At 38.0% G+C, this 23,820-nt stretch carries 19 protein-coding genes; 8 read left to right on the top strand and 11 right to left on the bottom strand.

What is annotated here, in order from left to right; all coding sequences use genetic code 11:
* Nucleotides 1–573 precede the first annotated feature (573 nt).
* Together Q360_RS0116890 and Q360_RS0116885 are read right to left on the bottom strand one after the other, a co-directional pair.
* A complete protein-coding gene (locus Q360_RS0116890; protein WP_051554789.1) occupies nucleotides 574–1,656 on the bottom strand; it encodes a phosphotransferase enzyme family protein in 1,083 nt (360 codons plus the stop codon).
* Entirely contained in the window at nucleotides 1,647–2,525 is an 879-nt protein-coding gene (locus tag Q360_RS0116885; protein WP_027078121.1) for a nucleotidyltransferase family protein, read from the bottom strand. The genes Q360_RS0116890 and Q360_RS0116885 overlap by 10 nt, the downstream gene beginning before the upstream one ends.
* A 164-nt stretch (nucleotides 2,526–2,689) precedes the next feature.
* Between Q360_RS0116885 and Q360_RS0116880 the strand changes: the two genes are divergently transcribed.
* Nucleotides 2,690–4,042 (top strand): Gfo/Idh/MocA family protein, encoded by a 1,353-nt coding sequence (locus tag Q360_RS0116880; RefSeq protein WP_027078120.1) that lies wholly within the window; start codon nucleotides 2,690–2,692, stop codon nucleotides 4,040–4,042.
* Between the two features lie 237 nt (nucleotides 4,043–4,279).
* Nucleotides 4,280–4,621, top strand: a complete 342-nt coding sequence (locus Q360_RS0116875; protein ID WP_027078119.1) for a hypothetical protein — start codon at nucleotides 4,280–4,282, stop codon at nucleotides 4,619–4,621.
* Between the two features lie 144 nt (nucleotides 4,622–4,765).
* Here Q360_RS0116875 and Q360_RS23760 read toward each other — a convergent pair whose 3' ends face one another.
* From Q360_RS23760 to Q360_RS23755, 4 genes are all read right to left on the bottom strand, one after another.
* On the bottom strand, nucleotides 4,766–5,950 hold the full coding sequence (locus Q360_RS23760) for an AEC family transporter (protein ID WP_084273492.1): 1,185 nt from the start codon (nucleotides 5,948–5,950) through the stop codon (nucleotides 4,766–4,768).
* 123 nt (nucleotides 5,951–6,073) lie between these two features.
* Complete coding sequence (locus Q360_RS0116865; RefSeq protein ID WP_027078118.1) at nucleotides 6,074–7,264, bottom strand: pyridoxal phosphate-dependent aminotransferase; 1,191 nt, start codon at nucleotides 7,262–7,264, stop codon at nucleotides 6,074–6,076.
* Between the two features lie 26 nt (nucleotides 7,265–7,290).
* A complete protein-coding gene (locus Q360_RS0116860; RefSeq protein WP_036196369.1) occupies nucleotides 7,291–7,791 on the bottom strand; it encodes a hypothetical protein in 501 nt (166 codons plus the stop codon).
* Nucleotides 7,792–7,824: 33 nt separating this feature from the next.
* Complete coding sequence (locus tag Q360_RS23755) at nucleotides 7,825–10,788, bottom strand: TonB-dependent receptor (RefSeq protein WP_036196259.1); 2,964 nt, start codon at nucleotides 10,786–10,788, stop codon at nucleotides 7,825–7,827.
* A 521-nt stretch (nucleotides 10,789–11,309) separates the two neighbouring features.
* On the opposite strand from Q360_RS23755, the gene Q360_RS0116850 reads away from it, so the two are divergent.
* The 3 genes from Q360_RS0116850 to Q360_RS0116840 all read left to right on the top strand — a co-directional run bounded on the left by Q360_RS0116850 (nucleotide 11,310) and on the right by Q360_RS0116840 (nucleotide 14,045).
* Entirely contained in the window at nucleotides 11,310–11,771 is a 462-nt protein-coding gene (locus Q360_RS0116850) for an Lrp/AsnC family transcriptional regulator (protein ID WP_027078116.1), read from the top strand.
* Between the two features lie 74 nt (nucleotides 11,772–11,845).
* Nucleotides 11,846–13,195 (top strand): oxygen-independent coproporphyrinogen III oxidase, encoded by a 1,350-nt coding sequence (hemN, locus tag Q360_RS0116845; protein ID WP_027078115.1) that lies wholly within the window; start codon nucleotides 11,846–11,848, stop codon nucleotides 13,193–13,195.
* 28 nt (nucleotides 13,196–13,223) lie between these two features.
* On the top strand, nucleotides 13,224–14,045 hold the full coding sequence (locus Q360_RS0116840; RefSeq protein WP_027078114.1) for a universal stress protein: 822 nt from the start codon (nucleotides 13,224–13,226) through the stop codon (nucleotides 14,043–14,045).
* Nucleotides 14,046–14,048: 3 nt separating this feature from the next.
* Here Q360_RS0116840 and Q360_RS0116835 read toward each other — a convergent pair whose 3' ends face one another.
* Nucleotides 14,049–15,440, bottom strand: a complete 1,392-nt coding sequence (locus Q360_RS0116835) for a Gfo/Idh/MocA family protein (protein ID WP_027078113.1) — start codon at nucleotides 15,438–15,440, stop codon at nucleotides 14,049–14,051.
* 181 nt (nucleotides 15,441–15,621) lie between these two features.
* On the opposite strand from Q360_RS0116835, the gene Q360_RS0116830 reads away from it, so the two are divergent.
* Nucleotides 15,622–16,056, top strand: a complete 435-nt coding sequence (locus Q360_RS0116830; protein ID WP_027078112.1) for a COG2426 family protein — start codon at nucleotides 15,622–15,624, stop codon at nucleotides 16,054–16,056.
* 50 nt (nucleotides 16,057–16,106) lie between these two features.
* Here the strand turns inward: Q360_RS0116830 and Q360_RS0116825 are convergent, their stop codons facing one another.
* From Q360_RS0116825 to hutG, 4 genes are all read right to left on the bottom strand, one after another.
* Nucleotides 16,107–16,502, bottom strand: a complete 396-nt coding sequence (locus Q360_RS0116825; RefSeq protein ID WP_027078111.1) for a group III truncated hemoglobin — start codon at nucleotides 16,500–16,502, stop codon at nucleotides 16,107–16,109.
* Nucleotides 16,503–16,515: 13 nt separating this feature from the next.
* A complete protein-coding gene (locus Q360_RS23750; protein WP_051554787.1) occupies nucleotides 16,516–16,767 on the bottom strand; it encodes a hypothetical protein in 252 nt (83 codons plus the stop codon).
* A 294-nt stretch (nucleotides 16,768–17,061) separates the two neighbouring features.
* Nucleotides 17,062–17,406 carry a hypothetical protein gene (locus Q360_RS0116815; RefSeq protein ID WP_027078110.1) on the bottom strand — a complete coding sequence of 115 codons (345 nt, stop codon included), beginning with the start codon at nucleotides 17,404–17,406 and terminating at the stop codon, nucleotides 17,062–17,064.
* A gap of 2 nt (nucleotides 17,407–17,408) precedes the next feature.
* A complete protein-coding gene (gene hutG, locus Q360_RS0116810) occupies nucleotides 17,409–18,362 on the bottom strand; it encodes a formimidoylglutamase (protein ID WP_027078109.1) in 954 nt (317 codons plus the stop codon).
* 857 nt (nucleotides 18,363–19,219) lie between these two features.
* Between hutG and Q360_RS0116800 the strand changes: the two genes are divergently transcribed.
* Both Q360_RS0116800 and Q360_RS0116795 read left to right on the top strand, forming a co-directional pair.
* Nucleotides 19,220–22,324: a SusC/RagA family TonB-linked outer membrane protein gene (locus Q360_RS0116800; RefSeq protein ID WP_027078107.1), complete on the top strand. Its 3,105-nt coding sequence runs from the start codon at nucleotides 19,220–19,222 to the stop codon at nucleotides 22,322–22,324.
* A gap of 9 nt (nucleotides 22,325–22,333) precedes the next feature.
* Nucleotides 22,334–23,812, top strand: coding sequence for a SusD/RagB family nutrient-binding outer membrane lipoprotein (locus Q360_RS0116795; protein ID WP_027078106.1), 1,479 nt, complete (start codon nucleotides 22,334–22,336; stop codon nucleotides 23,810–23,812).
* The last annotated feature ends 8 nt before the right edge of the window (nucleotides 23,813–23,820 follow it).

The raw sequence follows: 23,820 nt of genomic DNA, 5'->3' as shown, positions 1-23,820 counted from the left end.
TTTTATACCATATACCGAAATGTTTTTCTATTTTGTGTGGCATCCAATTTATTATAAAAACAATGCCTTATTTCATATTTAAGGTCATGATTAATTTGATAATTAATTTCTGATTTTTCAACTTCTAAACCATGTGAAACGCATTTAAAACAAAATTGTCTTCGTTCACAACAGAACTGCATGGGTTCACAACAATAAGTTTTACAACAGGTAAAAAGAAGGTATTTTTACTATGTAAGAAAAACGAATAAACTTTTTTCATTTTCATATAGTGTTCTCGTAAAAGAGTCCGGTTCGAAACAACCGGACTCTTTTTGGTTTTAAACATTTTTAAAAGTGGAAGCCTCCTATTATTTTCTTACGCTACTGCTTGTCAGCTTTAGCAAAAATTCAGATAGTGGTCTTAATCTGCTACAGCCAAATTCCAGTTATTAGGAAATCAGAAATTCTTAAAGAAGCGAAATTTTTATTAACACTAGTATTGTAACCAAAGTAACTAAACTGCTAGATTTAAATAAAAGGCCTCCACTCTTGGAAAGGGATAAAAGGATGGGTGCTATGTCTCTTTTCTTGTTAAAGGCTAGCGGAAAACAAACGTTTTAATTCCGTTTCCATAAATGGAATTTTATCCAAAGCTTTTTTTGAAAAATCAAACAGGCTTATACATCGGTCTAAATTCTGGTTTTGATAAGTAACCTTGTAGTACCTATTGTTTTCCAGATAATCCGTTAGCGCCCTAAGACCGTGAATGAAAGGCATAAAAACTGCGCCCATGGGCAAGGATTCTAATTCTTCCTCACTTAAAAAAGAAGGATTGCTGGCAAGTCCTTCTACGAATGAGGTAAACAAATAGTCTTTAAAGCAGATGTGGCTTAATTGTTTTTCGTCTTCAGGTGCTGTATTAACTACAGTTCTAATAGCATCGCCAAAATCATAGAAAAAATACCCTTTCATAATCGTATCCAAATCTATAAGACATAGTCCTTTACCCGTTTGCTTGGAAAATAGGATGTTGTTTAATTTGGTGTCGTTATGGCATACGCGCAATTTTAACCCATCTAACTGTATGTCTTTTAAAGTGTTTAATGTTTCTTTAGCAAAAGCTATGTGAGCATGAGCGGTTTCTAATTTAAAAGTGTCTGCAGTAGCTAACGCACTCTTAAACTGTTGCTCCCTTAAACTTAAATCGTGAAAACGTCGAATGGTATCCGTATATTCTAAAAGATTCTGGTCTTCTAGGAGTAGGTGAAAGTTTCCTATTATCCGCCCCGCCTCAAAGGCAGTTTCTTCTTTTTCCGTAGTATTATAGGTGGTACTATCCACAATAAAACTCATTAACCTCCAATAACCCGAAGTCACCTTAATAAAATAAGAACCGTCCCTAGTTTTTAAAAGTCTAATTTCGGAATAGTCCCTTTCGTTCAAGACTTTCAAGGCACCGGAAACATTTTTCATTAATCCACTAACATCAGGAAAAACAGCGTGGTTGATACGCTGGAGAACATACATGGGTTGATCCTCGTTACACACCAAGAACGTTTCGTTTATTAAGCCAGCAGTGAGGGGTTGAAATCTAAATTGTTGCTTTTCTACTACAAAACACCCCAGAAGTTCTTGAAGATCTTCTGACGTATATGTGCTATTTGTTAATTCCATAAAGGAGAAACATACTGCCCTTGGTTGGTTTTGTGTTGCAAACTTTCGATAGCCGTTTCTTTATCGCTGGCATAGGTTACGCCAAACCAATCGCCACCAGATGGAATACATTTCACCTCTATTTCTTTTGCTTGAAGCATCTCTTGTATCATAAAAGGCAAGTAGAGCTCGCTATTGGCAATTCGTTCATCATCATTTAAGAAAATTTTAAATTCCGATTCAATTTTCGCAAAAATAGATGGTCTGCATATCCAAAAATTCATACTTGCTTGTTCATCACCGGTAAATTCCAAACCAGTATCCTCGTCTAGGACTATCTGTCCTTTTTGAACTAGTTTTAATCGTTCCTCTACAGATAATAAATTATCACCCGATACTTTACAAACCCCCCTAGATACCGACCCGTGTTCAGATAGCGTGTTTTTTAAAGTGTACCCTAATAAAGCGTATGCACTGTTATCAGATTTGATAAAATCGGCTGCTTTCTTATACGCTGCTTGTCCGTAGAAATCATCAGCATTAATGACCACAAAAGGGCCATTGATTGCGTTTCTTGCGGTCCAAACAGCATGTGCAGTGCCCCAAGGCTTCTTCCGTTCTCCTGTAAATGCAATACCAGCGGGCAAATCACTTATTTCCTGTGCCAATACATCAAGTTTTATGTTTTTCGGTAATCGTTCGCTTAGGTATTCATGTAAGAAGTGTACATTTTCCGCCTTGGTAATAACCACGATTTGATTAAAATCATTTTTAATCGCATCATAAATAGCAAACTCCATTAGGAACTCCTCTTTAGGGCCGAGTTCATCAAATTGCTTTAATTTTCCGTATCTACTGCCGCTTCCAGCAGCCATTAAAAGTAATGTCATGGTTGTTATATTTATAGTGTAAAAGTAAGGATTGTCTTTAAAAAACACTGCGGAAGTTAGATGTATGGTGTTTTAATAGGGTAATAACTATAATAATAAACAGCATATCTTGTCCAATGATGCAAGTTTTTCATAAATTCAATGCATAAATCCAACATACTGATATGAGCTCAAGACGTAATTTCATTAAAAACACATCACTTGCTGGAGCTGGACTATTTGCGGTACCAGGTTTTACTAAAAACATATACAGTGCCGCAGACAAGCTTAATGTCGCAATGATTGGAGTCGGATTACGGGGAACAAATCACTTACAAAATTTGTTATTACGTAAAGACGTAAATATTACCGCTATTTGTGATGTTGACCCTGTTAGAATTACGCTTGCCAAGGATTTGATTTCAAAAGCAGGCGCTAAAGTACCGCAGGTATTTGGAGCTAGTGATTACGACTACAGAAATTTATTAGAGCTTAAAGAAGTAGATGCCGTTATTATTGCCACACCGTGGTTATGGCATACTCGCATGACGGTAGACGCTATGAAAGCTGGTAAATATGCAGGAGTAGAGGTTTCTGCTTCCAATACCTTGGAAGAATGTTGGGATTTAGTGAATACGCATGAGGCTACTGGGACCCATATGATGATTATGGAGAATGTGAATTATCGCAGAGACGTACTCGCTGTTTTAAACATGGTAAAACAAAACGTTTTTGGAGCGTTGGTACATTTTAGGTGCGGTTACCAGCACGACTTACGCCATATAAAATTTAACGATGGGAAAACAGCCTCTGGTAAAGGTGCAGAGTTTGGGAAAAAGGGGATTTCCGAAGCCAAATGGCGTACGGCACACTCGGTAAAAAGAAATGCTGATGTGTATCCAACACACGGCCTAGGTCCTGTTGCAGCTATGGCAGATATCAACAGGGGAAATAGATTTATGTCTTTAACGTCGCATGCAACAAAGGCAATAGGATTACATAATTATATTGAAAAGGTGGGAGGAAAAGACCACCCGAATGCTAAAGTTAAATTTAAGCAGGGTGATGTTATTACCACTACTATTGATACTGCAAATGGGGAAACTATTATTATTACACATGATTGTAATTTACCCCGACCTTACTCCTTAGGGTTTAGGGTCCAAGGTGCAAATGGTTTATGGGAGGTAGATGGAAATAGAATATATATAGAGGGTCAATCTGAATCACATAGATGGAGTGAAGCCACGGAATGGTTGAAAAAATATGACCACCCCCTTTGGAAGAAATACGGCGAATATGCTTTAGATGCTGGACACGGTGGAATGGACTTCTTTGTTATGAACTCTTTTATAGAATCTGCAAAAGCTAACATAGCTCCTCCAATGGATGCTTACGATGCTGCCGCTTGGAGTGCTGTAACTCCGTTGTCTGAGCTCTCTATAGACAATAACGGTGAACCTCAAGATTTTCCTGATTTCACTAGAGGTTTGTGGATAAATCGTCAACCTTACGAATGGATGAAAGAAACGTATTGAATTTGTTTGTTGGTTTCACTGAATAAAATCAAAAAACAAAAGGACGCATAGCGATAACCCTTTGGTTTTTGATTTTGTGCAATATCTAATACATATTTCTTTTCTGTAACATATTCTGACGCGCTTATTATTATAATAATGTTAATTAAAGTACTAAATAATAAGAATTTAATATTTTAATAACATATATGATAAGATATAATTAATATATTTAGTTGTGAATTAAATAATTAAGCTATGAGGAATTTTATATGTATCGTTGTAATTACTGCTTTTTTGAATACCGCATTTGTTTCTGCAAATGATATTCGAGATACTGAACCAAAGAATGCAAGAGCATTAACTAGTCAGATTTATGGAATGCTAGGAGAAGATTGGATTCCGAATGAAATTAGAGGACAAAAGGCCGAAGTCCGCCTTGCGGTGGATGGTAAAGGTATAGTCAGTATTTTATCTATAACTACCGAAAGCGACATGCTTGCCAAATATCTCAGAGAGAATATAGATTTTCAGGAGATTAGAAAGGGTAGTTACGTGGAAGGAATAATTTATCGTGTACCGATTGAAGTAGTGTTGTGAAAAAATTAATTGGCTCGCGAAAGAAGGAAATAGATGCTTTACTAAATTTTTAATGTTACTATATCAAATTTAAAAAGGCACTAGGGATGTGTTATAGTATTTGGGAAATTGGAAATTAAAGTAATTCGTACTTTAATTTCTGTTTCAGCTAGCTTTTGATTCGTTAGCAACCTCTTCTAACGTGGATTTTCTCTTAATTTTTAGAGCGGACTTTTTTCTAAGTGGTGCATCTAAAGTTCTTTTTTCCCTATCCATCATAAAACTTCTCGATTTAAAAATATCAGGTGCGTACGAAACTGCCAGTGCGCTAAGTCCTATTCCAATTAGAGCAACTGGATTGACGAAAAACTCACTGAAGGAGAAAATACCTATAATCAGAATGGTGGAAAAGGGTAAGGAGCACGCCAATATATTTACACCAAAATTAACATCAAATGTTGGTTCAGGATGTGCATCCTTTTCTTCCATAGAATTAATTGCACTCATGTGAGCAAAAGGCCAAAAACTACAAGAACTTTGTGGAAATACTACCAATAGCAAGAGCATCGCTGGGGTTAATGAAGGAATGCTAAAAGCTACAAGGGCAGATAGACAGAATGCAATACCAGCACGTCTCAGGAGCATGGAAATGATAATTCTAAATTCCCCCGATTTAACACGAACGGCCATACCAATAAAAAGTAATACCAATGGTGTCATGAGTACTTTCATACTAAGTACGGTATTTTGTAAAAATGAGGGTAACGAATTTAAGTGCCATCCAAATCCTAAAAGTAATAACCCAAGAACTATAATCATATTAATAGGTTCATTTATCAGAGATAAAACTAAACTCTTTATTTTATTTTTGGAGGAATCTAAGTTATCTTTTATTGCTCTTTTGTGATACCAATGCATGGCTAACATATAAAGCAGAATAAGCCCAAATATTTTATTTCCTACGTCTGCCAGAGCAGCTAGAGCAAGTGAATCATCTCCTAGGTAGACAACAATAAATGGAAAACAAGATAATCCTGGAGCAAGAGATGGTAAGAGCATTATTAACGTACGTTTCTTGGCATTTTCGTTTTTTGGAAGGGATACCGAAAGAAAGTATTTTGAAGCGAGTAACATTATTAGATTAAAGGTTAACGCTAAGAAAGGAAAAATTAATAGTGTTCCTTTTAATTCTATTTTGAGCAAGGCAACAAAGATTGTTGCAGGTAGGGCAACGCTTAGTATTAGTACCTTAACTCCTTTTAAATCTTGTTTTGCTACCTTTTTTTGCAAAAGTAGTCCCAATCCAATAATAATCAAGAGTTCCAATGTTTTTTGAAGGGCAAAATTCATAGATATGAAGGCTTAGAGATTATTTTTTATTTTAAATAGGTATAGATTAGCCCTAAGGAGTTAGACTAAAGATGATTTTCAAGGCAATTATCTAAAGAATCCAACTCCAGGGCTAATTCAAACTTAAACTAGCACTTTTTCTAGCGCATTAGTAAATAGCTTCATCTCGTCCATAGTGCCCATGCTCACGCGACACCAGTTTTTACCATAGATTTCAAAAGCCCGTACACCGACTCCTTCAGCGGTCATTTCTTCCAAGAACGCTTTTCCTTCCATCTCAATAGGGAAAATTATAAAACTTGTAGAAGAAGGCACATAATCAAACCCCATTCTCGTAAGGTTTTCGTAGACATATTCTCTACAGGATTTGTTCAATGTAATTGTCTTGTTTTTGAATTCAGCGTCGTCCATACTAGCCATAGCCGCATGCACTGATGGTAAAGATATACCCATACCACCACGTGTTATTTTTTGTATGATTCCCAAAGTTTCTGGTTGTGCAACCATGTATCCAACACGTAAACCTGCCATACCTTGAATCTTAGAAAAAGTACGCGCAATCATAACGTTCTTACCCTCATTAATCAAAGAGACCATACTCTTTTTTAAACCTTCACCAAGGAAGCCTAAATACGCCTCATCTACAAAAATTGGAACTTTCTCAGCAACTCGTGAACAAAAATCTAAAAGTGCTTCATGTTCTGTAATACTTCCTGTTGGGTTATTTGGATTACAGATATAAACCAATTTAGTGTCTGCATCTATAGCGGCCTCCATACCCGCCAAATCATGAGACCAATCATCTTTCAATTTTACTGGTTTCCAAATTGCGCCCGTAGCCTCTGCAACTTTAATTAAAGACATATATGCTGGGTCAGCAGAAACAATGTTGCCCCCATTTTGGAAAAATACCATTGCCGTTTTTTCTAACAAATCAGAAGAACCAGGACCCATCATAATATGTTCTTGCTTAACCCCTTCCTCTAGAGCAATTTTATCCATTAAAGTATATAACTCCTTCCATGCATAACGGTTACCTCCTGCAGCATACTTTTGCATAGCAGCTACCGCCATTGGCGATGGGCCAATTGGGTTTTCATTAGCATTCAATTTTGCCAAAAGTTCAACAGGTGCTTCGAGTGTATAAGGCAAATATTCTTTAAAAAAAGGGGTGTAAGGAATATTTCCTTTACTGTCCATGTTAATGGGTTGTGTAGGAAACGCTCCATAGGACAAATACGGTGCTGCCATAACGCCCGCAGCGGTAAGAACGCCTCTTTTGAGCCAATCTCTTCGGTTTACATTTGTGTTCATGTTTGCTATATTTAAGTTAAAAATTTCTAGTTTGAATCTACTGGCTCTGCATTTATACCTAAATCTCCGGTAGCCACTATCGTATCATCTGATGGGCTTAAGTAAATACTGATATGAGAGTCCATAGTGGTTATCGTGTCATAAAATCCAGTATCACTAATAAGAAAGAATTTGCTTTCGCTTAATTCACCCGTATCCCCGGATACTTCATCAAGGGTAAGCATAATAGACCCGTCTAATCCAGCGGCTCCCTCTAAAACAAGTGCTGGATGCAAAAGACCAGGAATGGTGTTATACAGAGATATTTGAACGAGTGTTTGGTCCAGACTGGTTTCCCAAAAAACAATTCTTCCATTTACATTTGATCCATCAGGATCTGTTGAATCAATAGTATACGCCGTAAATTCTGTAAGCGTTCCGCCGCCAGAGGCGGTAGCTGTTTCTGCTTCTAGACGTTCTAAATCACAGGAGCTGAGTAAAAGTAGCATTACTGCTATTAAGGATAATCGTGTTATATAGGTCTTCATAATATCTTTATTTTTAGGTGTCAATTAAATGCTTTAGAAGCTTATTGTCGCTCTTACTAAATAGTTAGCTCCAAGTGATCCCTGTTGTCCATTGCCGTACAGGTAAAATCCTCTTTCTTCAGATCTATACAAATCAGGATAATTATTAAAAATATTTTGCCCTGTTAAAGTAAGTGATAGGTTCTTTGTTGCAGCATACGTTATTCCTAGGTCCGTAGTGAACTGTGCTGAAAAAGCTTGATCTGAAAAGCCTCTAGTGCCCGCACCTCCGAAGTTTATATCTGTAAGGTTTCCTTCACCATCGTCTATTCTTGAAATTTCACCGAAATAAGTACCTCTTAACATCCCAGACCATTTACCCAAGCTATATGTTGCAGAGCTTATAAAATTCGTAGTTGGCACCCCTTTTTCATATGCACCTACTACGGCACGATCAATGTAAAGGGCTTCAAGGTCTTGGTCGGATAATGCGGTATTCAAATCAGGAACGTTGGCCCCTTCAAAGGTTCTTTCTGATAAGATTGCAGCAAAGTTTAAATTTAACATACCCTCACCAACACGATCAGAATAATTCGCTACTATTTCGACCCCTCGCGTACTTACATCTCCTCCATTGATACGAAAACTTGCCAATCCAGAACCGATTAAGGGTTCTAACACAGGAGCATCCGTAGCGCTGAAGTTGCCGGTCGAAAACAGGCGGTCTTTGATATCTATTTGATAGGCGTCAATACTAAGCTCTAATTTATTGAACAATTTTGTAGTAACACCCAAAGCGAAATTCATAGACCTTTCTTCTTGCAGTTGGTCTATGCCGATAGCTTTGGCAACAGAACTATTATTCGGATAAAGCGTCCCATCAAAAGGTTCTAAGTCAACAAAGAAGGTAAACGTGTGCGAATAATTCAATTCTTGTAAAGAAGGCGCCCTAAAGCCATTACTTAAAGAACCCCTTATAGCTAAATTATCGGTTATAGAATACCGGGTGGCGAATTTACCCGTGAAGACGCCACCGAAATCAGAATACTGTTCTGTTCGTACCGCGCCACTTACAAACCACTTATCCGTAACATCTAATTCCAAATCCAAATAAAGACCAGTAACCGAACGGAACTGATTTGCTTCGTTCTCGGGTGCAAATCCTCTAAAACATTGGCAATTAGGGCTATATTGCAATACAGGATAAGAACTGACACCACCGTAAGGCAGTACTAACGCATTCCCTTCGCTACCAACTATTGGATTCCCTCCCAAATCTTCCAAAGGAAAACCGTCTGGACCAATGAGTTCTTGATTGTCTTCTGTTGCTGTAAAAACACCAGCATCCCCAGCTTCAAAACTTTCAGGTTGCCCTCGTTCTATAATATAATTTTCTAACCTCAGCTCCGCTCCCATTGCAATATTCAATCCAGACAAAACATCTGGATAGAATTTGGAAAGGTCAAAGTTGACCGTATTCTGCGAAAATTTATGAGCACCTAAATCCATTTCCGTAGGTGACTCCGACTGTAAGCTAGCATTAAACGTGTTGAACTGGCCATATCTTTGATTGTTGGTTCCAAAGGTATTGCTGAAATCAAAGTTCCAATCCCCCAGTTTCCCTTTAACACCGCCAGTAAAGCCAATATTGGTTTGTGTAATAATCATTTGAGGTCTAAAACCATTAGGGTATAAATCATAATTGAAACGATCATTTTGCGCCGCCCTGCGGTAAAAACAGCCAAATCCATCGGTATTTTTATAGCCAAAATCTCCAAAAGAATAAAAACTAGTTTCAGAATCTTTGGATAGCGGAAGCTCTAAATTATAGCCGACGGAACCTAACATAGTTACAGGTAAACCTGCAAAAGTAGATACGTCCCTCGCTGTAAGACCTCGTGCAGCCAGCAAGCCAGAGTCGGTCTGAAGTTCAGCGGCAAGGGCTGCATCTCCAGTAGTCTGTGCAGCCAGTAGCTCTGGGTTGGTAATAATAGGATTGCCCTGCGTATCTGTTCTTTCGTTGTTTAAATACGAATTTCCGTAAGGGGTTGCACCGCTTATATTCGGTCTAATGGCTGCTTCATTTTGGCGATACATTCCAGTTACATTAAAGTACCCGCCATTTTCAAAGGATAAACCATAGTTGGCTCCAAGTTGATGGGTTATTCCATCCAGGCCGTCTGTATCTTCAAGTAATGCTTGATCGGATTCACTAATGTTTGAATCACCTAAATCAGGATTACTGTTCGTATAAAATCCCGTTGAGTAATTTGCGGTAAACTTGTTGGTACCTTTTTTAGTAACTATATTGATTACCCCAGCAATCGCGTCCGAACCATATTGGGCCGATGCACCATCCCTTAAGACTTCTATTCTATCGATTCCATCGGCAGCTAAGAAATCCATATCTACCGAATTTGAAGTACCTCCTGTTGCCGTGCCAATTAATTGTGCCCCGCTGTGGCGCCTTTTACCGTTAACAAGGACTAAAAGTTGATTTGGACCCAAACCCCTTAGCGAAGGTGGTGAAACAGCTGAACTAAGGTCACCACCCTGAGAACGCACTGCCGTAAATGAAGGTGCTGAAGCAACCAACATCTGTGCAACGTCTAATTGTGGCATATTTATCTGCTGCTTGCTAATACTAATTACATCAACAGGTGCTGCAGTTTTCAATTTAGTTCTTGCCTGGCCTCTCGTACCTATAACAACAGTTTCGGTGAGTTGTTCTGCAGAAGCTTCAAGTTGGGTATTGATAGTGGTCTTGCCATCAATTTTGATTTCTTTCTTTCCATATCCAATGTATGAAAACACAAGAGTTCCTAAACTTGGGGCATCTATGGAGTAGTTGCCATCAAAATCAGAAATAACTCCCTTAGTGGTACCCTTAATTAAAACGTTAACGCCCGGAAGCGGACCAGTTTCATCGGTAATATTTCCAGTAATACTTATATCCTGAGCTCGAACGGCTGTCATTGAGCCTATCACAAACAAGGATAGTAATAAAAATTTCTTCATAATTCTTGAGGGTTAGTTAGTTAATACTCAAAATCCCATATCCACACAATCCATAAAACACATTACAATGAAGATTGTTATTTAGCAGACATGGTAAAAGAAAAGTTCCGGACACTTCTTTCGTGCTTTCAAACAACTATTTAAAGCTAAATTTTGGCACATACAATAGTAGCAAGAGTTATGGACATAATAAAACTGGAAACCTTTGGAAAATACTGGTTTTAATGAGCTTTATAAGCTAAAACCCATCAAATAGGTAGCTTTTTTTTGTTTTTCTATTGATATGGTTAATTCACGTTTTTTTAGTTAGAAAATCTATTCATTTGATAATATTGCAGTGATAAATACTTTTATGATTATCATAATCTGAAATATAAAATTTTATGTTATTTCTACTAAAACATGACGTTTATTACGGAATTATATCTAAAAATTAAAAAACGTTAAATTATATTTACAGGTAAGCAAATTAGTTTATCAATATATTGAAAAGTTTAAACAAAAAGGTTAATTTTTAAAAGGTGAAGAATAAATTAGATCAAGTGGATTTTGATATTTTATCTATACTTACGCAAGATGCCCAGACTCCATATACCGAAGTTGCCAAGAAATTAATTATTTCTCCCGGAACGGTTCATGCGAGAATGCGAAAGATGAGGGATATGGGACTAGTTACCGGAGCCACCCTTAATTTGGATTATGCCGTAATGGGATGGAAGTTTACGGTTTTCCTAGGCATATATCTTACCGAAAATACCCGTTATAAACAGGTAATCCAACATCTTATGCAGGTAAAAGAAGTAGTTAAGGTGCATCATGTTACTGGAAAATATGATGTTTTTATAAAACTGCACACGAAAGATAGCATACACTATCGGGAAATTTACCAGAATTCAATTTTGACAATCAAAGGAATTAAGGGAGTGGAATCATTTATCTCGGTAGAACAAAACCTAACAAGACACATCGATTTTTCTATATAGTCTTTTTATAGTATGACAATTGTCATATTATAAAACGTATCGAGGCCTTACTTTTGTATCAAAGTGTAATGAACATGTGTAGCCTTATCCAAAAATATAATGTTTCCGGACCTAGATATACTAGTTATCCAACAACACCTTATTGGGATATAGACACATTCTCAGACAAAAAATGGGAAGCTTCGGTTCAACTAAGCCTTTCTGAATCAAATAGCACCGAAAGAATAAGTCTATATATTCATTTACCCTACTGTAAAAGTTTATGCACGTTTTGTGGCTGCCACAAAAGAATCACAAAACGACACGAGCTAGAGGAGCCATACATAGCAACCGTATTAAAGAGATGGTCGCTTTATGTAACCCTATTTTCCGAAAAACCTGTTATTAAAGAGCTGCATTTGGGAGGCGGCACCCCTACTTTCTTTAGTCCCGAGAATTTAAAAAATCTTATTAATGGGATTTTTAAAAAAGCGACAAAGGCCGAAAACCATGAGTTTAGCTTTGAGGGGCATCCCAATAATACAACCAAAGAACATTTACAAGTATTGTACGATGTAGGTTTTAGGAGAGTTAGTTATGGCGTGCAGAATTATAATAAAAAGGTGCATAAGGCAATCCATAGGATTCAACCTTTTGAAAATTTAAAAAGAGTGGCGGATTGGGCACGTGAAATTGGCTATACTTATACAGAGCAAGATATTATTTTTGGATTACCCCACCAAACCATGAATCACGTAATCGAGACTAAAACCTTACTTCAAGACCGGTTGGCTTTTTATAGTTATGCACACGTGCCGTGGATGAAAGGAAACGGGCAACGAAGTTACAAGGATGCTGATTTGCCCGCTGCAGATTTAAAAAGACAACAGTATGAAACAGGAAAGGCTTTGCTCGGTCAACCTGGATATGAGGAAATAGGGATGGACCATTTTGCCTTAAAAACTGATGAATTATTTATATTTACACAAGAACGACGTTTACATCGTAATTTTATGGGATATACGGCTTCCAAAACACAACTAATGATAGGTTTGGGCGCTTCAAGCATTAGCGATAGTTGGTATGGTTTTGCCCAGAACGTGGAAGGTTTAGAAGAATACAGGCACTTGGTTGAAAATAACGTAATTCCAGTAGTTAAGAGGTATATGCTTTCTCCAGAAGATGAAGTCATCCGTAAGCATATCCTAAATCTTATGTGTAGTATGGACACCTCTTGGATTAATGAACAAATGATTTTTTCTGATGTACCCATTGTTCTGCAACGATTAGATAAGATGCGACAGGACGGTCTAATTGAGATAAATACACAGCAACTCAAAGTCACACAAAAAAGAAGGCCTTTCGTGCGAAATGTGTACATGGCCTTTGATGTAAGATTATATGAAAAAGTCCCCAATACAAGATTGTTTTCCATCACGGTCTAAGCCAATATAAACCATTAAAATCACTGATATGAAAAATATTGTAGTACCTATTGATTTTTCAACTCAATCAGAATATGCATTCAAAGTAGCGGCATCAATAGCCAAAAAGCATAAGGCTAAGTTATATGCCTTACATATGCTGGAATTAAATGAAGCGTTAATTTCTTCGAATGAAGGGGCTCAAATGCAGCATACCGTTTTTTTAATACGGCTTGCCGAGAAGCGATTAGCAGCGTTTCTGGACAAACCTTATCTAGAGGGTGTTGAAATTGTCCCAATAATAAAACATTTTAAGGTCTTTAGCGAAATAAGCACGGTAGCCAAAGAAAATAAGGCTGACTTAATCGTTATGGGTAGCCACGGCAGCGAAGGACTTAAAGAAATATTTGTTGGTTCCAATACGCAAAAAGTAGTGCGACATTCCGATATACCCGTGCTGGTTATCAAAGACGATACCGATGATTTTGAACCGCAGCAAATGGTATTCGCCTGTGATCTTAAAGAGGAGAATTTTCATACTTTTAAGCAGGCTAAATATATAGCTGAAATCTTTGCAGCAGAACTGAGATTGGTATATGTAAATACACCTGGCGATGCGTTTTTGAGCACCAAGGAAATTCAAGAAAAAATAGTTGCCTTTTGTGATACGGTTGGCTTTGACCTGCTAGTTGCTATTTACAACGATTACTCCGTTGAAAGCGGTGTGATAAATTTTGCCATGGAGAGCCATGCAGATATAATTGGAATCCCTACTCACGGCCGCAAAGGAATTTCCCATTTCTTTTTGGGCAGTATTGGCGAGGATGTCGCCAACCACTCCACATTACCCGTGGTCACTTTTAAGATATAGGCACTACAATAATTTCATATTTGTTGGGTCCCAGTCTACAGGTTGTTTTTTATAATAACTTTCATTAGCTAATAGGGCTGCACCAGCAGCTCTTAAGCCAAAAGTTGGGTTTTGCACTATGCTACCTTCTTCGCGAATAGCGGTAAAAAAATTGTTGAAATGATCGTAATGACCTCCTTTATAGTCACTAGGAGCTTGCCAAGTTGTAGTTCCAGTATTCAACGATTGTACTCTAGATGATAATTCATTCTTAGTGTAGTCGTCCTTTATCTTTTGCTGGGTTTCTTTCGTATAGGCAATTAAAGAATAACCGCCTGGCCCCCCACCTAATTTTGACCGTTTTAAAGTTACTTGGTTCTGACCAACTTCCATTTCTCCCTCCGTACCTATCAATTTAAATCCGCCACCGCCACCATTCCCAGCGATGAAGTTAATTCGAAAAGCAGCATTGAAAGCGGCATGGGTTTCCGTTTTAGGATAATCATACAACGTTATGGTAACATCTGGTACGTCACGGCCATCTTTCCAGTATCTAAGACCTCCTGTAGCAAATGCTCTATTAGGACCGTGTGAGCTTAGAACATGATTTAACGTTGAAAAGGCATGTACAAATAAATCACCTGCTACACCGGTTCCGTAATCTTGATAGTTTCTCCACCTAAAAAAGCGTTTGAGTTCGTAAGGGACCTTAGGAGCCGTGCCCAAAAAGGTGTCAAAATCTATGGTACTTGAATCAGCATCTGGTGGAATGGGATACTGCCAAGCTCCTTCGGCAGAATATCGGTCATTATACATATCCAGCATCACTATATCTCCAATAGCGCCATCTTCATATAACTGTTTGGCTTTTTCATTACCTAAAGAAGACATTCCCTGACTTCCTACTTGACATATTTTACCACTTTCCTTTTGAGCATTAATGATTGCTTCACCTTCCTCGTGTTTTTGCACCATGGGCTTTTCACAGTACACATGTTTGCCAGCTTTTAAAGCTTCAATTACAATTTTTTGATGCCAATGGTCTGGAGTAGCAATGATGACTGCATCAATATCTTTACGTTGTAGTATTTTTCTGTAGTCGCGTGTCACAAAAATCGAATCTCCCCATAATTCCTTTGCTCGGTCTAATCGGCCATCATACAAATCGCAAGCGGCTACTAGTTGCACTCCGGTTACACCTAATGCAGTAGTAGTGTCATAGATTCCTTGAATACCAGAGCCAATAAGGGCTAAATTTATATGGTCGTTCGCAGCATAAGACCGATTGGAATATGACCTTATTAGGGGTAGTTTCTCCTCTCGGCTTGTTGCAAATAATAAAGGTGATGCCGAAATGGCCGCTGTAGTAAGTGAAGCTTTTTTAAGAAAAGACCTTCTAGATTCGTTTTTTTTCATTTTTCAGGAGTCAATATATGCTGGGATATATTCCAAGCCTAACGAAAATAGTGATTTTATCTGCAATCTGAAACGCGTTCTTTTAGAGATTATTTATGATTTAATAAATGGTTTATCGATTATAAGAATGTAATTTTGCAAATTATTAAAATATAATTTGGCTTTAGATTTAATCATAGCAATGCTTTGGAGCCTTTCTCCTTTTGGAGAAGCAAAGGTTGGGATTCCTTATGGACTATTGAATGGTGTAAATATTTATTTGGTCTTTGCAGGTTGTTTTTTTGCCAATGTCCTTGTTTTTCCAATCATGCATTTTTTCTTGACTAAAATAAATAAATACCTTCTAAAATGGCATTACTACAAGAAATCCGCTATTTACGTTGCTCGTAAGGCAAAAGATGGATCAGGTGAGAAAATAAAGAAATATGGTTTTATTGGACTTATTTTCTTTGTAATGATTCCGGTTCCCGGCACCGGTGTTTATGCCGGAAGCATTGCCAGTTATATATTTAAAATGGAAAAAAAGAGAGCCTTCGCTGCGAATGCAGTAGGCATCTTTTTTTCATCTGTAATTGTTTGGGTTACAACTGTTTTGGCAATGAAAGGTGCTGCTTAACAAATAGCAATACACATCTAAAAGCGTACTGCTTTTCTCCCTATTTAATCTCATCTAGTCCTATTTTCGAACAACTTCATAAACAGCATTGTACTCATTTTTTGAGCCCTATTTTTGGCAATCCAAGCAGTCTCTCCTGTAAATAGTTCCTCTATGGTCTCAAACCAAAGGTTTAACCATAGTCCAAAGTGTTCTGAAATTATAGCGTAGTTCATCTTCTCGTCTACTTCTTGATGAGCGGTTATAGGGTTGCCATGGTAGGTACGTTTTAAGAAAAGTTGAGTTTCCCAAAAATCCGTAAGCAGTTCTAAGTGGCTTTCCCAGTCCGTTATATTGTTATTGAATATAGGTCCTAAGACGTCGTCTTTTCTGATTTTACCATAAAAGGTTCTTACCAGCAAAGAAACATCCGCTCTGTCTTTGATTAAATCTGTAGTTTCCTCCATGAGTCGAATTTATTTAAGGTAGTGTGGCCGTTTTAAACGCGTTAGCTATCTCTAAGGGTTCCATCATAAACTGGTGTAATACTTCCATTTGAGGTCGTCCTTTTCGTTTGCCCAGCCGCCCAAAGATATAGAGTGCTAGCCACATCAGTATTAAAAGCACCATGAGTCCTGTTTGAAGAAAATAAGGCTTGTTTAAGCTCACACTCACATAAACCCATATTCCTATGGCTATGAACAGCGTAGCCACCCCAAAATGCAGAAACATAAAATTGGATTATCGATGATTGTAGACGGCATTACACCTAAACCTATAAACGTGAATTTTATCTAAAATAAACAAATACTGCTTTGGGAAAGTTAAAGATGAAAACGGCAGTTCATCGGATAAGAAAAAAACACACCTAGTTGATAAATATTAAAAACCTTTATTATCTTTGACCCGTTGTGTTGTGTTCCAAACAACGTTTGGAACAAATTGTGTAGATCGGTTTTAATCGGTCGTAACCAATGAAAGGCTTTCCATAAAAGGAAGGCTTTTTTTGTTTTAGGCAGAATCGGTTTAGGAAAGGTTTAAAGATTGACGAAGCTTTTCCTTAATTCTTTTAATTACTTTTTCAATTGTCTCTCGGTCACCTTCCTTTACACATATGCTTACAGGTTGGCTTTTATAGTTAAACTGGAGCAGGTCTTTTTCTTTGTAAACATCGCCAGAACTTCCAATAGAAAAACCAACTGTAAACGAAACTACACGTACTAACCGATTCGCTCTTTTTCCGATTTTAGAGGAATCAACTTCTTTGTAGATATATTCGGATGTTTGATTTTCTGGTCGATTAAAACTGAACCTATCATTTAACATCGTTATGTTTAATTTTGGATGTTCTCTGAGTATAAATTTTTCCATTCTTAGAGGCTGTGAATGACTGAATGTACTAACGAGGCTGCCAACCGTGCGGTTTGGTCGTCAATATCATATGTAGGATTTAACTCAGCGATATCAAGGGCCGTGAGCTTACCTGAAGCAATAATTGTTTTTAGCGAAGCTAGCACCACATCTGGTGTAAAACCCATTGGGGAGGGAGCACTTACACCAGGCGCATAGGCGGAGGAAAACCCATCTAAGTCAATAGTTACGTAAACAGCATCTACATTTTGTATAAAAGCGTTAATCCAAGCATTAATTTCGTTGTGGAATTCGATTCGAAACGTATCTCGTAAGATGTATTTCACATCTAGTTCTTTGGCTGTCTTAAAAAGTGAACTATCGTTGGCATCTTCGCGAATTCCTAGACATAGATAATGAAACGCTGTACCTGATGCTTCGCAGTCTTTCGCTATTTGATAAAAAGGGGTGCCAGACGTATTTCCATCTTGGTTGGAACGAAGGTCAAAATGTGCATCAAAATTAATAATACCGATAGATTTTGCATTCCCTAAATACTTTTTGATGCCGTTGTACGTGCCATAAGCAATATCATGACCTCCGCCTAAAACGATAGGGAATAGATTCCCATTTAATAGCTGTTGAACTTGGTGGGCTAGCTTGTCTTGTGCAGTTTCTAAATCAGCGTTTGAGCAGTGAATACTTCCCACATCTAACAAAGCAGTTTCATCATCTAAATGATTTGGTAATTTACCCAGCTTTTTTCTGATGGCATCCGGACCTTTTACAGCTCCAAAACGCCCCTGATTACGCTTAACACCTTCATCACATGCATAGCCTAAAAGCGCCACACGTTTGTCACTGGACTTCTCCAAACTGGAAACATCTACACATAAAACCTTCTCGTGCACGTACAAGTTTTGATTGGATGCTCGTCCTGAATAAGTTTCCGGAGATGTTCTATTGTAAAGTTCCATTTTTTAGTTTTGTATGACATTGAAAATTAACTCTTTTTTTTTCATTTTGAGCGTTTTAGAATGACCATCTAAAAGTTCGTCCGCTGAGCCCCAAATGGATTCATTTTCTAGTACCCAGAAATAAAATAGAGCTAATTTTTCAGGGGTACAACACGGTAAAAAACTAAGAAAAAATATTAAAGACCGTTCTTGCATACCTTACTTTTTCCTTTAGAGAAGGGTTAGGCAATGTCTTGGATTCATTTCCATCTATAAATCAAGCCAGTATGTGGTGGACTCCTTACGTTCAAAATAATAGGGAACTTCAATAAAACTTAGTTTTTACGAAAGGTAATGCTTGACAATGCCTTATGATGATACCCTATGATTTTCGAGGCAACAAAAATAATGGTCTAAAACAAGCCAATTATTTTGCCATTAAAATGCACATCTAATTTATGCACCTTGTATAACTAGTCTCAACAAAATCATCTTATAACTCTACCTTAAAAACACTCTTAACGATACATTCGTTATAATTAAACCTAGAAAATGGAACCTATCAAAAACTAAATAGCAAGAATAAAGGCTTCCGAGTTTTATTGTACACCATACCAAGTTCGCAGGTGCACAATATTTTCAATTTATTCTCCCAAAATCATACAATACCCAAGAATACAAAAACATATTCTTTCAAATACTAAAGCTCTTACGCACAGAAATTTTAAGATATTTTAACTGAAACGTTTTCGATACCGCGCTCTTTAACTAACAAGGAGTGTTACTAGTCGAATATTTTTTACCATTCGTGTGTATCTCATCACATTTAAATGTTAAATTTATCTTAACTAACAAATCTAATAACAAACTCAACTTTTATGAACAAACAAATCTTAAATTTTTTGACACTTGTGTCTCTACTATTCTTTCAAGGAATGGTGGCACAAAACAGCACAGTATCCGGCCTAGTGTCGGACCCTTCTGGCGTCCCACTACCCGGAGTTAATGTGGTAGAAAAAGGAACTTCTAATGGAACATCAACCGATTTTGACGGTAATTACTCCATTAAAGTAGGCAACAATGCCACTTTGGTTTTCTCTTCTTTAGGTTATGAGAGCAAAGACGTTTCAGTAAACGGCCAATCTACTATCAACGCTACACTTGCAGAGGATGCAAGTCAATTAGATGAAGTAGTAGTAACTGCACTTGGTATCCGAAAGTCAACCAAAGCCTTAGGGTATTCTTTGACGGAAGTCGGTGGAGAAGAAATCGCAACCATAAAAACACCAAACGCCATCAACTCCTTACAAGGTAAAATTGCAGGTGTTAGTATTTCACAAAATGCTACTGGTGCCGCTGGTTCTAGTAGGGTTGTTATTAGAGGTTCTAGTTCGCTATCCGGCGGGAACCAACCTTTATATGTTGTAGATGGTATTCCGATTAGTAACGGAAATAACGGCTCCGCAAGTTTATGGGGTGGTTCTGATGGTGGTGATGGTATTTCTAGTTTAAATCCAGACGATATCGAATCTATTTCTGTACTTAAAGGTGGTGCAGCCTCTGCACTGTATGGTTCACGTGCTGCTGGCGGTGTAATTATCGTTACTACTAAGTCAGGTAAGGGCCAAGAAGGTTTTGGCGTAGAAGTGAGCAGTCAGGTAACTTTTGACCGCGTAGACACTTCCTTACAGGATTACCAAACAGATTATGGCCAAGGTCTCCTAGGTGCTAAACCTTCGACAGCAACAGGTGCTTCGGAAGCAGGATTCAACTCTTGGGGACCAGCTTTTGATGGTTCTTCTGTACCACAATGGGATGGGGAATCTAGACCTTACTCGTATACTGGAAACAATATGGACAGGTTCTACAGAACTGGTACTACCTTTATTAATACAGTGGCCCTTACAGATGCCAAAGAAGATTTAACCTATAGGTTTTCTGTGTCAGATTTGACTAACGAAGATGTATTGCCGAATGCTGGATTCAACAGAAAATCTATTTCTTTGAATACGACGGCAGTTTTGGGTAAAAGATTAACCCAACAAGTAAACGCTAAATACATCATTGAAAAGGTAAAAAACAGACCAAGATTATCTGATAGTCCTGGTAATGCAAACTTTTCCGTAGGGCTTCTTCCTGGAAACCTTAATGTAAATGACATGTTACCGGCCACAGACGAAAATGGTGCTGAACGCCAGTTTACAGACAACGTCTTTACTACTAATCCTTATTTTGCTGCTTTTAATTTTAACAATGAAGACCAGAGAAATAGAATCATAGCTTCTACCTCGTTGCGTTATGAGTTTACGGACTGGTTATCCTTAACCGGTAGAGTAGGTATTGATAATGACGTGATTAGAAGAACAGGAGTAACTCCTTTTGGGACTGGATTTTCACCCTTAGGAGGTATTAATGAATCAGAAATTAGAACGAATCAAGTAGATGCAGATATAATTCTTGCTGCTGATAAGGATATCACTGATAAATTTGCCATATCCGCTTTGTTCGGTGCCAACTCCAACCATATAAAAAATGAAACCCTCAGATTAGGCGGTGGTGAGTTTATTGTTCAAGGACTAGAAGATATAGGAAATACTGTGCAGCAATCAAGAAGCCGCTCTCTTTCTGAGAGAAAAATTGGAGCTATTTATGGTTCTGTAGAGCTTTCCTATGATCGTTGGGCCTATGTGACATTTACTGGAAGAAATGACTGGTTTTCTACCCTATCCTTTCCAGGAAAAGAGACACCAAACGACGATTTTTACCCTTCAGTAAACGCAAGTTTAGTTTTATCTGATGCCTTTGAAATGCCAGCCTTTATAGATTTCTTAAAACTTAGAGGTGGTTATTCTGAAGTTGCCGGTGGTGCACAAAATGCCTACCAGTTAGGGTTAACCTATGGTATTTTCGGAAATCCATTACAAGGGCAGCCTACAGGAAGGATTAGTAACGGTAGCGTACCAAATGCAAATCTAGTCGCTTTTAGCAAAAATGAAACGGAGATTGGTTTAGACTTGCGTATGTTCAATAATAGATTATCCTTTGATCTCGCTTATTATAACAATGAGACAACCAATGATATTGTAAATGTTGCCACCTCTGGATCTTCAGGTTATGGAGGCGCGAGTGCCAATCTTGGTAAAGTTTCTAATGAGGGTTTTGAATTATTGGTTAGTGGTACTCCAATTAGAACAGAAAACTTTAGCTGGAATGTTAGCTTGAACGGAGCATACAACGAAGGATTGGTTGTTGCTACGGACGATGTTGACTCAGATGTTAACTTGGATGAGCCACGTACAAGGAACGTTAGAATAACACACCAAGTGGGTGAACGTTACGGTACCATTGTAGGTGTATCTTACGAAAGAGATGCTAGTGGGGTTATAAAGTATGACATTGATTCCGAAGGCGTTCCAAGAGCAGTCGAAGGAGAACGCAAGACCTTAGGGGAGGGTGTAGCACCTATCACCCTAGGTTTCACAAACTCGTTCAGGTACAAAAACTTCAATTTAAATATGCTAATCGACGGTAAATTTGGAGGGCAAATATTTTCTGGAACCAATACCTTACTTTACGGTAGAGGACTGCACAAAAACACACTTGAAGGAAGAGAAACAGGCTTAGTAGTTTCTGGTATAGACGCTGCTACAGATTTGCCTTTTACAACGACGGTTGCACCAGAAAACCTGCAGAGTTATTGGGGAAGAATAAGTAATATTGCTGAAGAATTTGTTGAAGATTCCGATTATATTAAATTCAGACAAATAAGTATTGGGTATACCTTACCACAAAAGGCTTTAGAAAATGTATTCCTTACCAATGTGAATGTTTCCTTAATCGCTTCCAATTTGTTCTATATATCTAGAAGTATAGATAATATCGATCCTGAAAGCGCCTATAATGTTGGTAATTCTCAAGGTTTGGAGTATTTTGGAGTTCCATCTTCTAGAAATTATGGAATGAGTGTCAGTTTAAAATTTTAAAAAAAAAATATGAAAAAAGTAATTCTTTTATTAATGATGGCGCTAGTAATTGGCGCTTGTGATGATGGATTTGACGAATTAAACGTGAATCCAACGAGAGCACCGCAAATTGCAGCAGCAAACAAATTAACAGCCGTGCAGAAATTTATTTCCAGTCAACGTTATGACAACTGGAGGGCGGGTCTGATTTATCAGTCTACCATGATGCAGCATATTGCAACTACGGCCGGATACTGGGATGGTGATAAATACACCTGGAACAGAGGGTATGCATCTTCCTTAATAGATAGGTACTATGGGAATGCTATAAAGACGATAGAAGACCTAAAGTTTCAATTGGACAACGAAGAAGCGCCAGAAGAAATGAAAGCTATCGTTAGAATTTTACGTGTATTTGCATTTTCTAGGCTTACTGATCTTTACGGGGATGTTCCTTACAGCGAAGCAGGAAAAGCCGTTCTTGAAGGTATATTCCTTCCTAAGTATGACCAACAGAGTGAAATCTATCCCGACATGCTTAAAGAACTAGAAGAGTCTGCCGCTGCATTAGGTAGTGGAACTTCTGGCTTTGGCGCTGCTGATGTGATGTACGGAGGAGACCAAGCTAAATGGAAAAAATTAGCGAATTCTTTAATGTTACGTTTGGGCTTCAGATTGATAAAGGTTGATCCTGCCGCGTCACAAGCTTGGGTAACTAAAGCTATTGCCGGTGGTGTTATGACGTCTAATGATGATATTTTTTATCTTCAGCATGATAGTAACAACCGTAACGGAATCTCTGAAGTATTCGCTGCTGACGGAAATCCAAGAATGGCGAAAACATTCATCGATTTCTTTCAAAATGGGAACGACCCAAGACTTCCAATACTTGCAGCTAGAAGAGGAGATGGTAGTACAGCTCCAGCTGATCTGCTTGGTTTTCCTAACGGATTGAACAACGCAATGTTATTGGATATGACTGGTGAAGAAAACACGGATAATTACGCAGAGCCTAATAGGGCTATTTTGGCAGGTTTTGAAGCTCCTATGGTTTTTCAAACCTATGCTGAAGTAGAATTTATGCTTGCAGAAGCAAACGTTCGCTGGAGTATAGGTGGTGATGCAGCAACCCATTACAATAATGGAGTTACCGCAGCCATGAAGCAATTAACATTGTGGAGCGCCGATGCGGCCATTGAGGATGGAGCTATTGCAACGTACTTGGCAAACAATCCTTATGATGCGGCAAATGCATTAGAACAGATAAATACCCAATACTGGGCAGCAACATTCCTTAATGAGTATGAAAGCTTCGCTAACTGGAGAAGAACTGGATTCCCTGTATTGGTTCCTGTAAATTTCCCAGGTAATGAAACTGGTGGAACTATTCCAAGAAGGCTTACGTACAATCAAAACGAGTCTGCTGTTAACGCAGCAAATTACGAAGCAGCCTTATCAAATCAAGGTCCGGATATCTTAACTACACGCGTTTGGTGGGATGTTCAATAGTATTTAAA

This window comes from Maribacter antarcticus DSM 21422 (genome assembly GCF_000621125.1).
Lineage (GTDB): Bacteria > Bacteroidota > Bacteroidia > Flavobacteriales > Flavobacteriaceae > Maribacter > Maribacter antarcticus.
This window is presented reverse-complemented; position numbering and strand designations above follow the sequence as displayed.

What these genes read in the sequence shown, in the direction of transcription:
- Q360_RS0116890 (WP_051554789.1), bottom strand. Translation starts at nt 1,656, where the DNA reads ATGGAATTAACAAATAGCACATATACGTCAGAAGATCTTCAAGAACTT.
- Q360_RS0116885 (WP_027078121.1), bottom strand. Translation starts at nt 2,525, where the DNA reads ATGACATTACTTTTAATGGCTGCTGGAAGCGGCAGTAGATACGGAAAA.
- Q360_RS0116880 (WP_027078120.1), top strand. Translation starts at nt 2,690, where the DNA reads ATGAGCTCAAGACGTAATTTCATTAAAAACACATCACTTGCTGGAGCT.
- Q360_RS0116875 (WP_027078119.1), top strand. Translation starts at nt 4,280, where the DNA reads ATGAGGAATTTTATATGTATCGTTGTAATTACTGCTTTTTTGAATACC.
- Q360_RS23760 (WP_084273492.1), bottom strand. Translation starts at nt 5,950, where the DNA reads ATGAATTTTGCCCTTCAAAAAACATTGGAACTCTTGATTATTATTGGA.
- Q360_RS0116865 (WP_027078118.1), bottom strand. Translation starts at nt 7,264, where the DNA reads ATGAACACAAATGTAAACCGAAGAGATTGGCTCAAAAGAGGCGTTCTT.
- Q360_RS0116860 (WP_036196369.1), bottom strand. Translation starts at nt 7,791, where the DNA reads ATGAAGACCTATATAACACGATTATCCTTAATAGCAGTAATGCTACTT.
- Q360_RS23755 (WP_036196259.1), bottom strand. Translation starts at nt 10,788, where the DNA reads ATGAAGAAATTTTTATTACTATCCTTGTTTGTGATAGGCTCAATGACA.
- hemN (WP_027078115.1), top strand. Translation starts at nt 11,846, where the DNA reads ATGTGTAGCCTTATCCAAAAATATAATGTTTCCGGACCTAGATATACT.
- Q360_RS0116840 (WP_027078114.1), top strand. Translation starts at nt 13,224, where the DNA reads ATGAAAAATATTGTAGTACCTATTGATTTTTCAACTCAATCAGAATAT.
- Q360_RS0116835 (WP_027078113.1), bottom strand. Translation starts at nt 15,440, where the DNA reads ATGAAAAAAAACGAATCTAGAAGGTCTTTTCTTAAAAAAGCTTCACTT.
- Q360_RS0116830 (WP_027078112.1), top strand. Translation starts at nt 15,622, where the DNA reads ATGCTTTGGAGCCTTTCTCCTTTTGGAGAAGCAAAGGTTGGGATTCCT.
- Q360_RS0116825 (WP_027078111.1), bottom strand. Translation starts at nt 16,502, where the DNA reads ATGGAGGAAACTACAGATTTAATCAAAGACAGAGCGGATGTTTCTTTG.
- Q360_RS23750 (WP_051554787.1), bottom strand. Translation starts at nt 16,767, where the DNA reads ATGTTTCTGCATTTTGGGGTGGCTACGCTGTTCATAGCCATAGGAATA.
- Q360_RS0116815 (WP_027078110.1), bottom strand. Translation starts at nt 17,406, where the DNA reads ATGGAAAAATTTATACTCAGAGAACATCCAAAATTAAACATAACGATG.
- hutG (WP_027078109.1), bottom strand. Translation starts at nt 18,362, where the DNA reads ATGGAACTTTACAATAGAACATCTCCGGAAACTTATTCAGGACGAGCA.
- Q360_RS0116800 (WP_027078107.1), top strand. Translation starts at nt 19,220, where the DNA reads ATGAACAAACAAATCTTAAATTTTTTGACACTTGTGTCTCTACTATTC.
- Q360_RS0116795 (WP_027078106.1), top strand. Translation starts at nt 22,334, where the DNA reads ATGAAAAAAGTAATTCTTTTATTAATGATGGCGCTAGTAATTGGCGCT.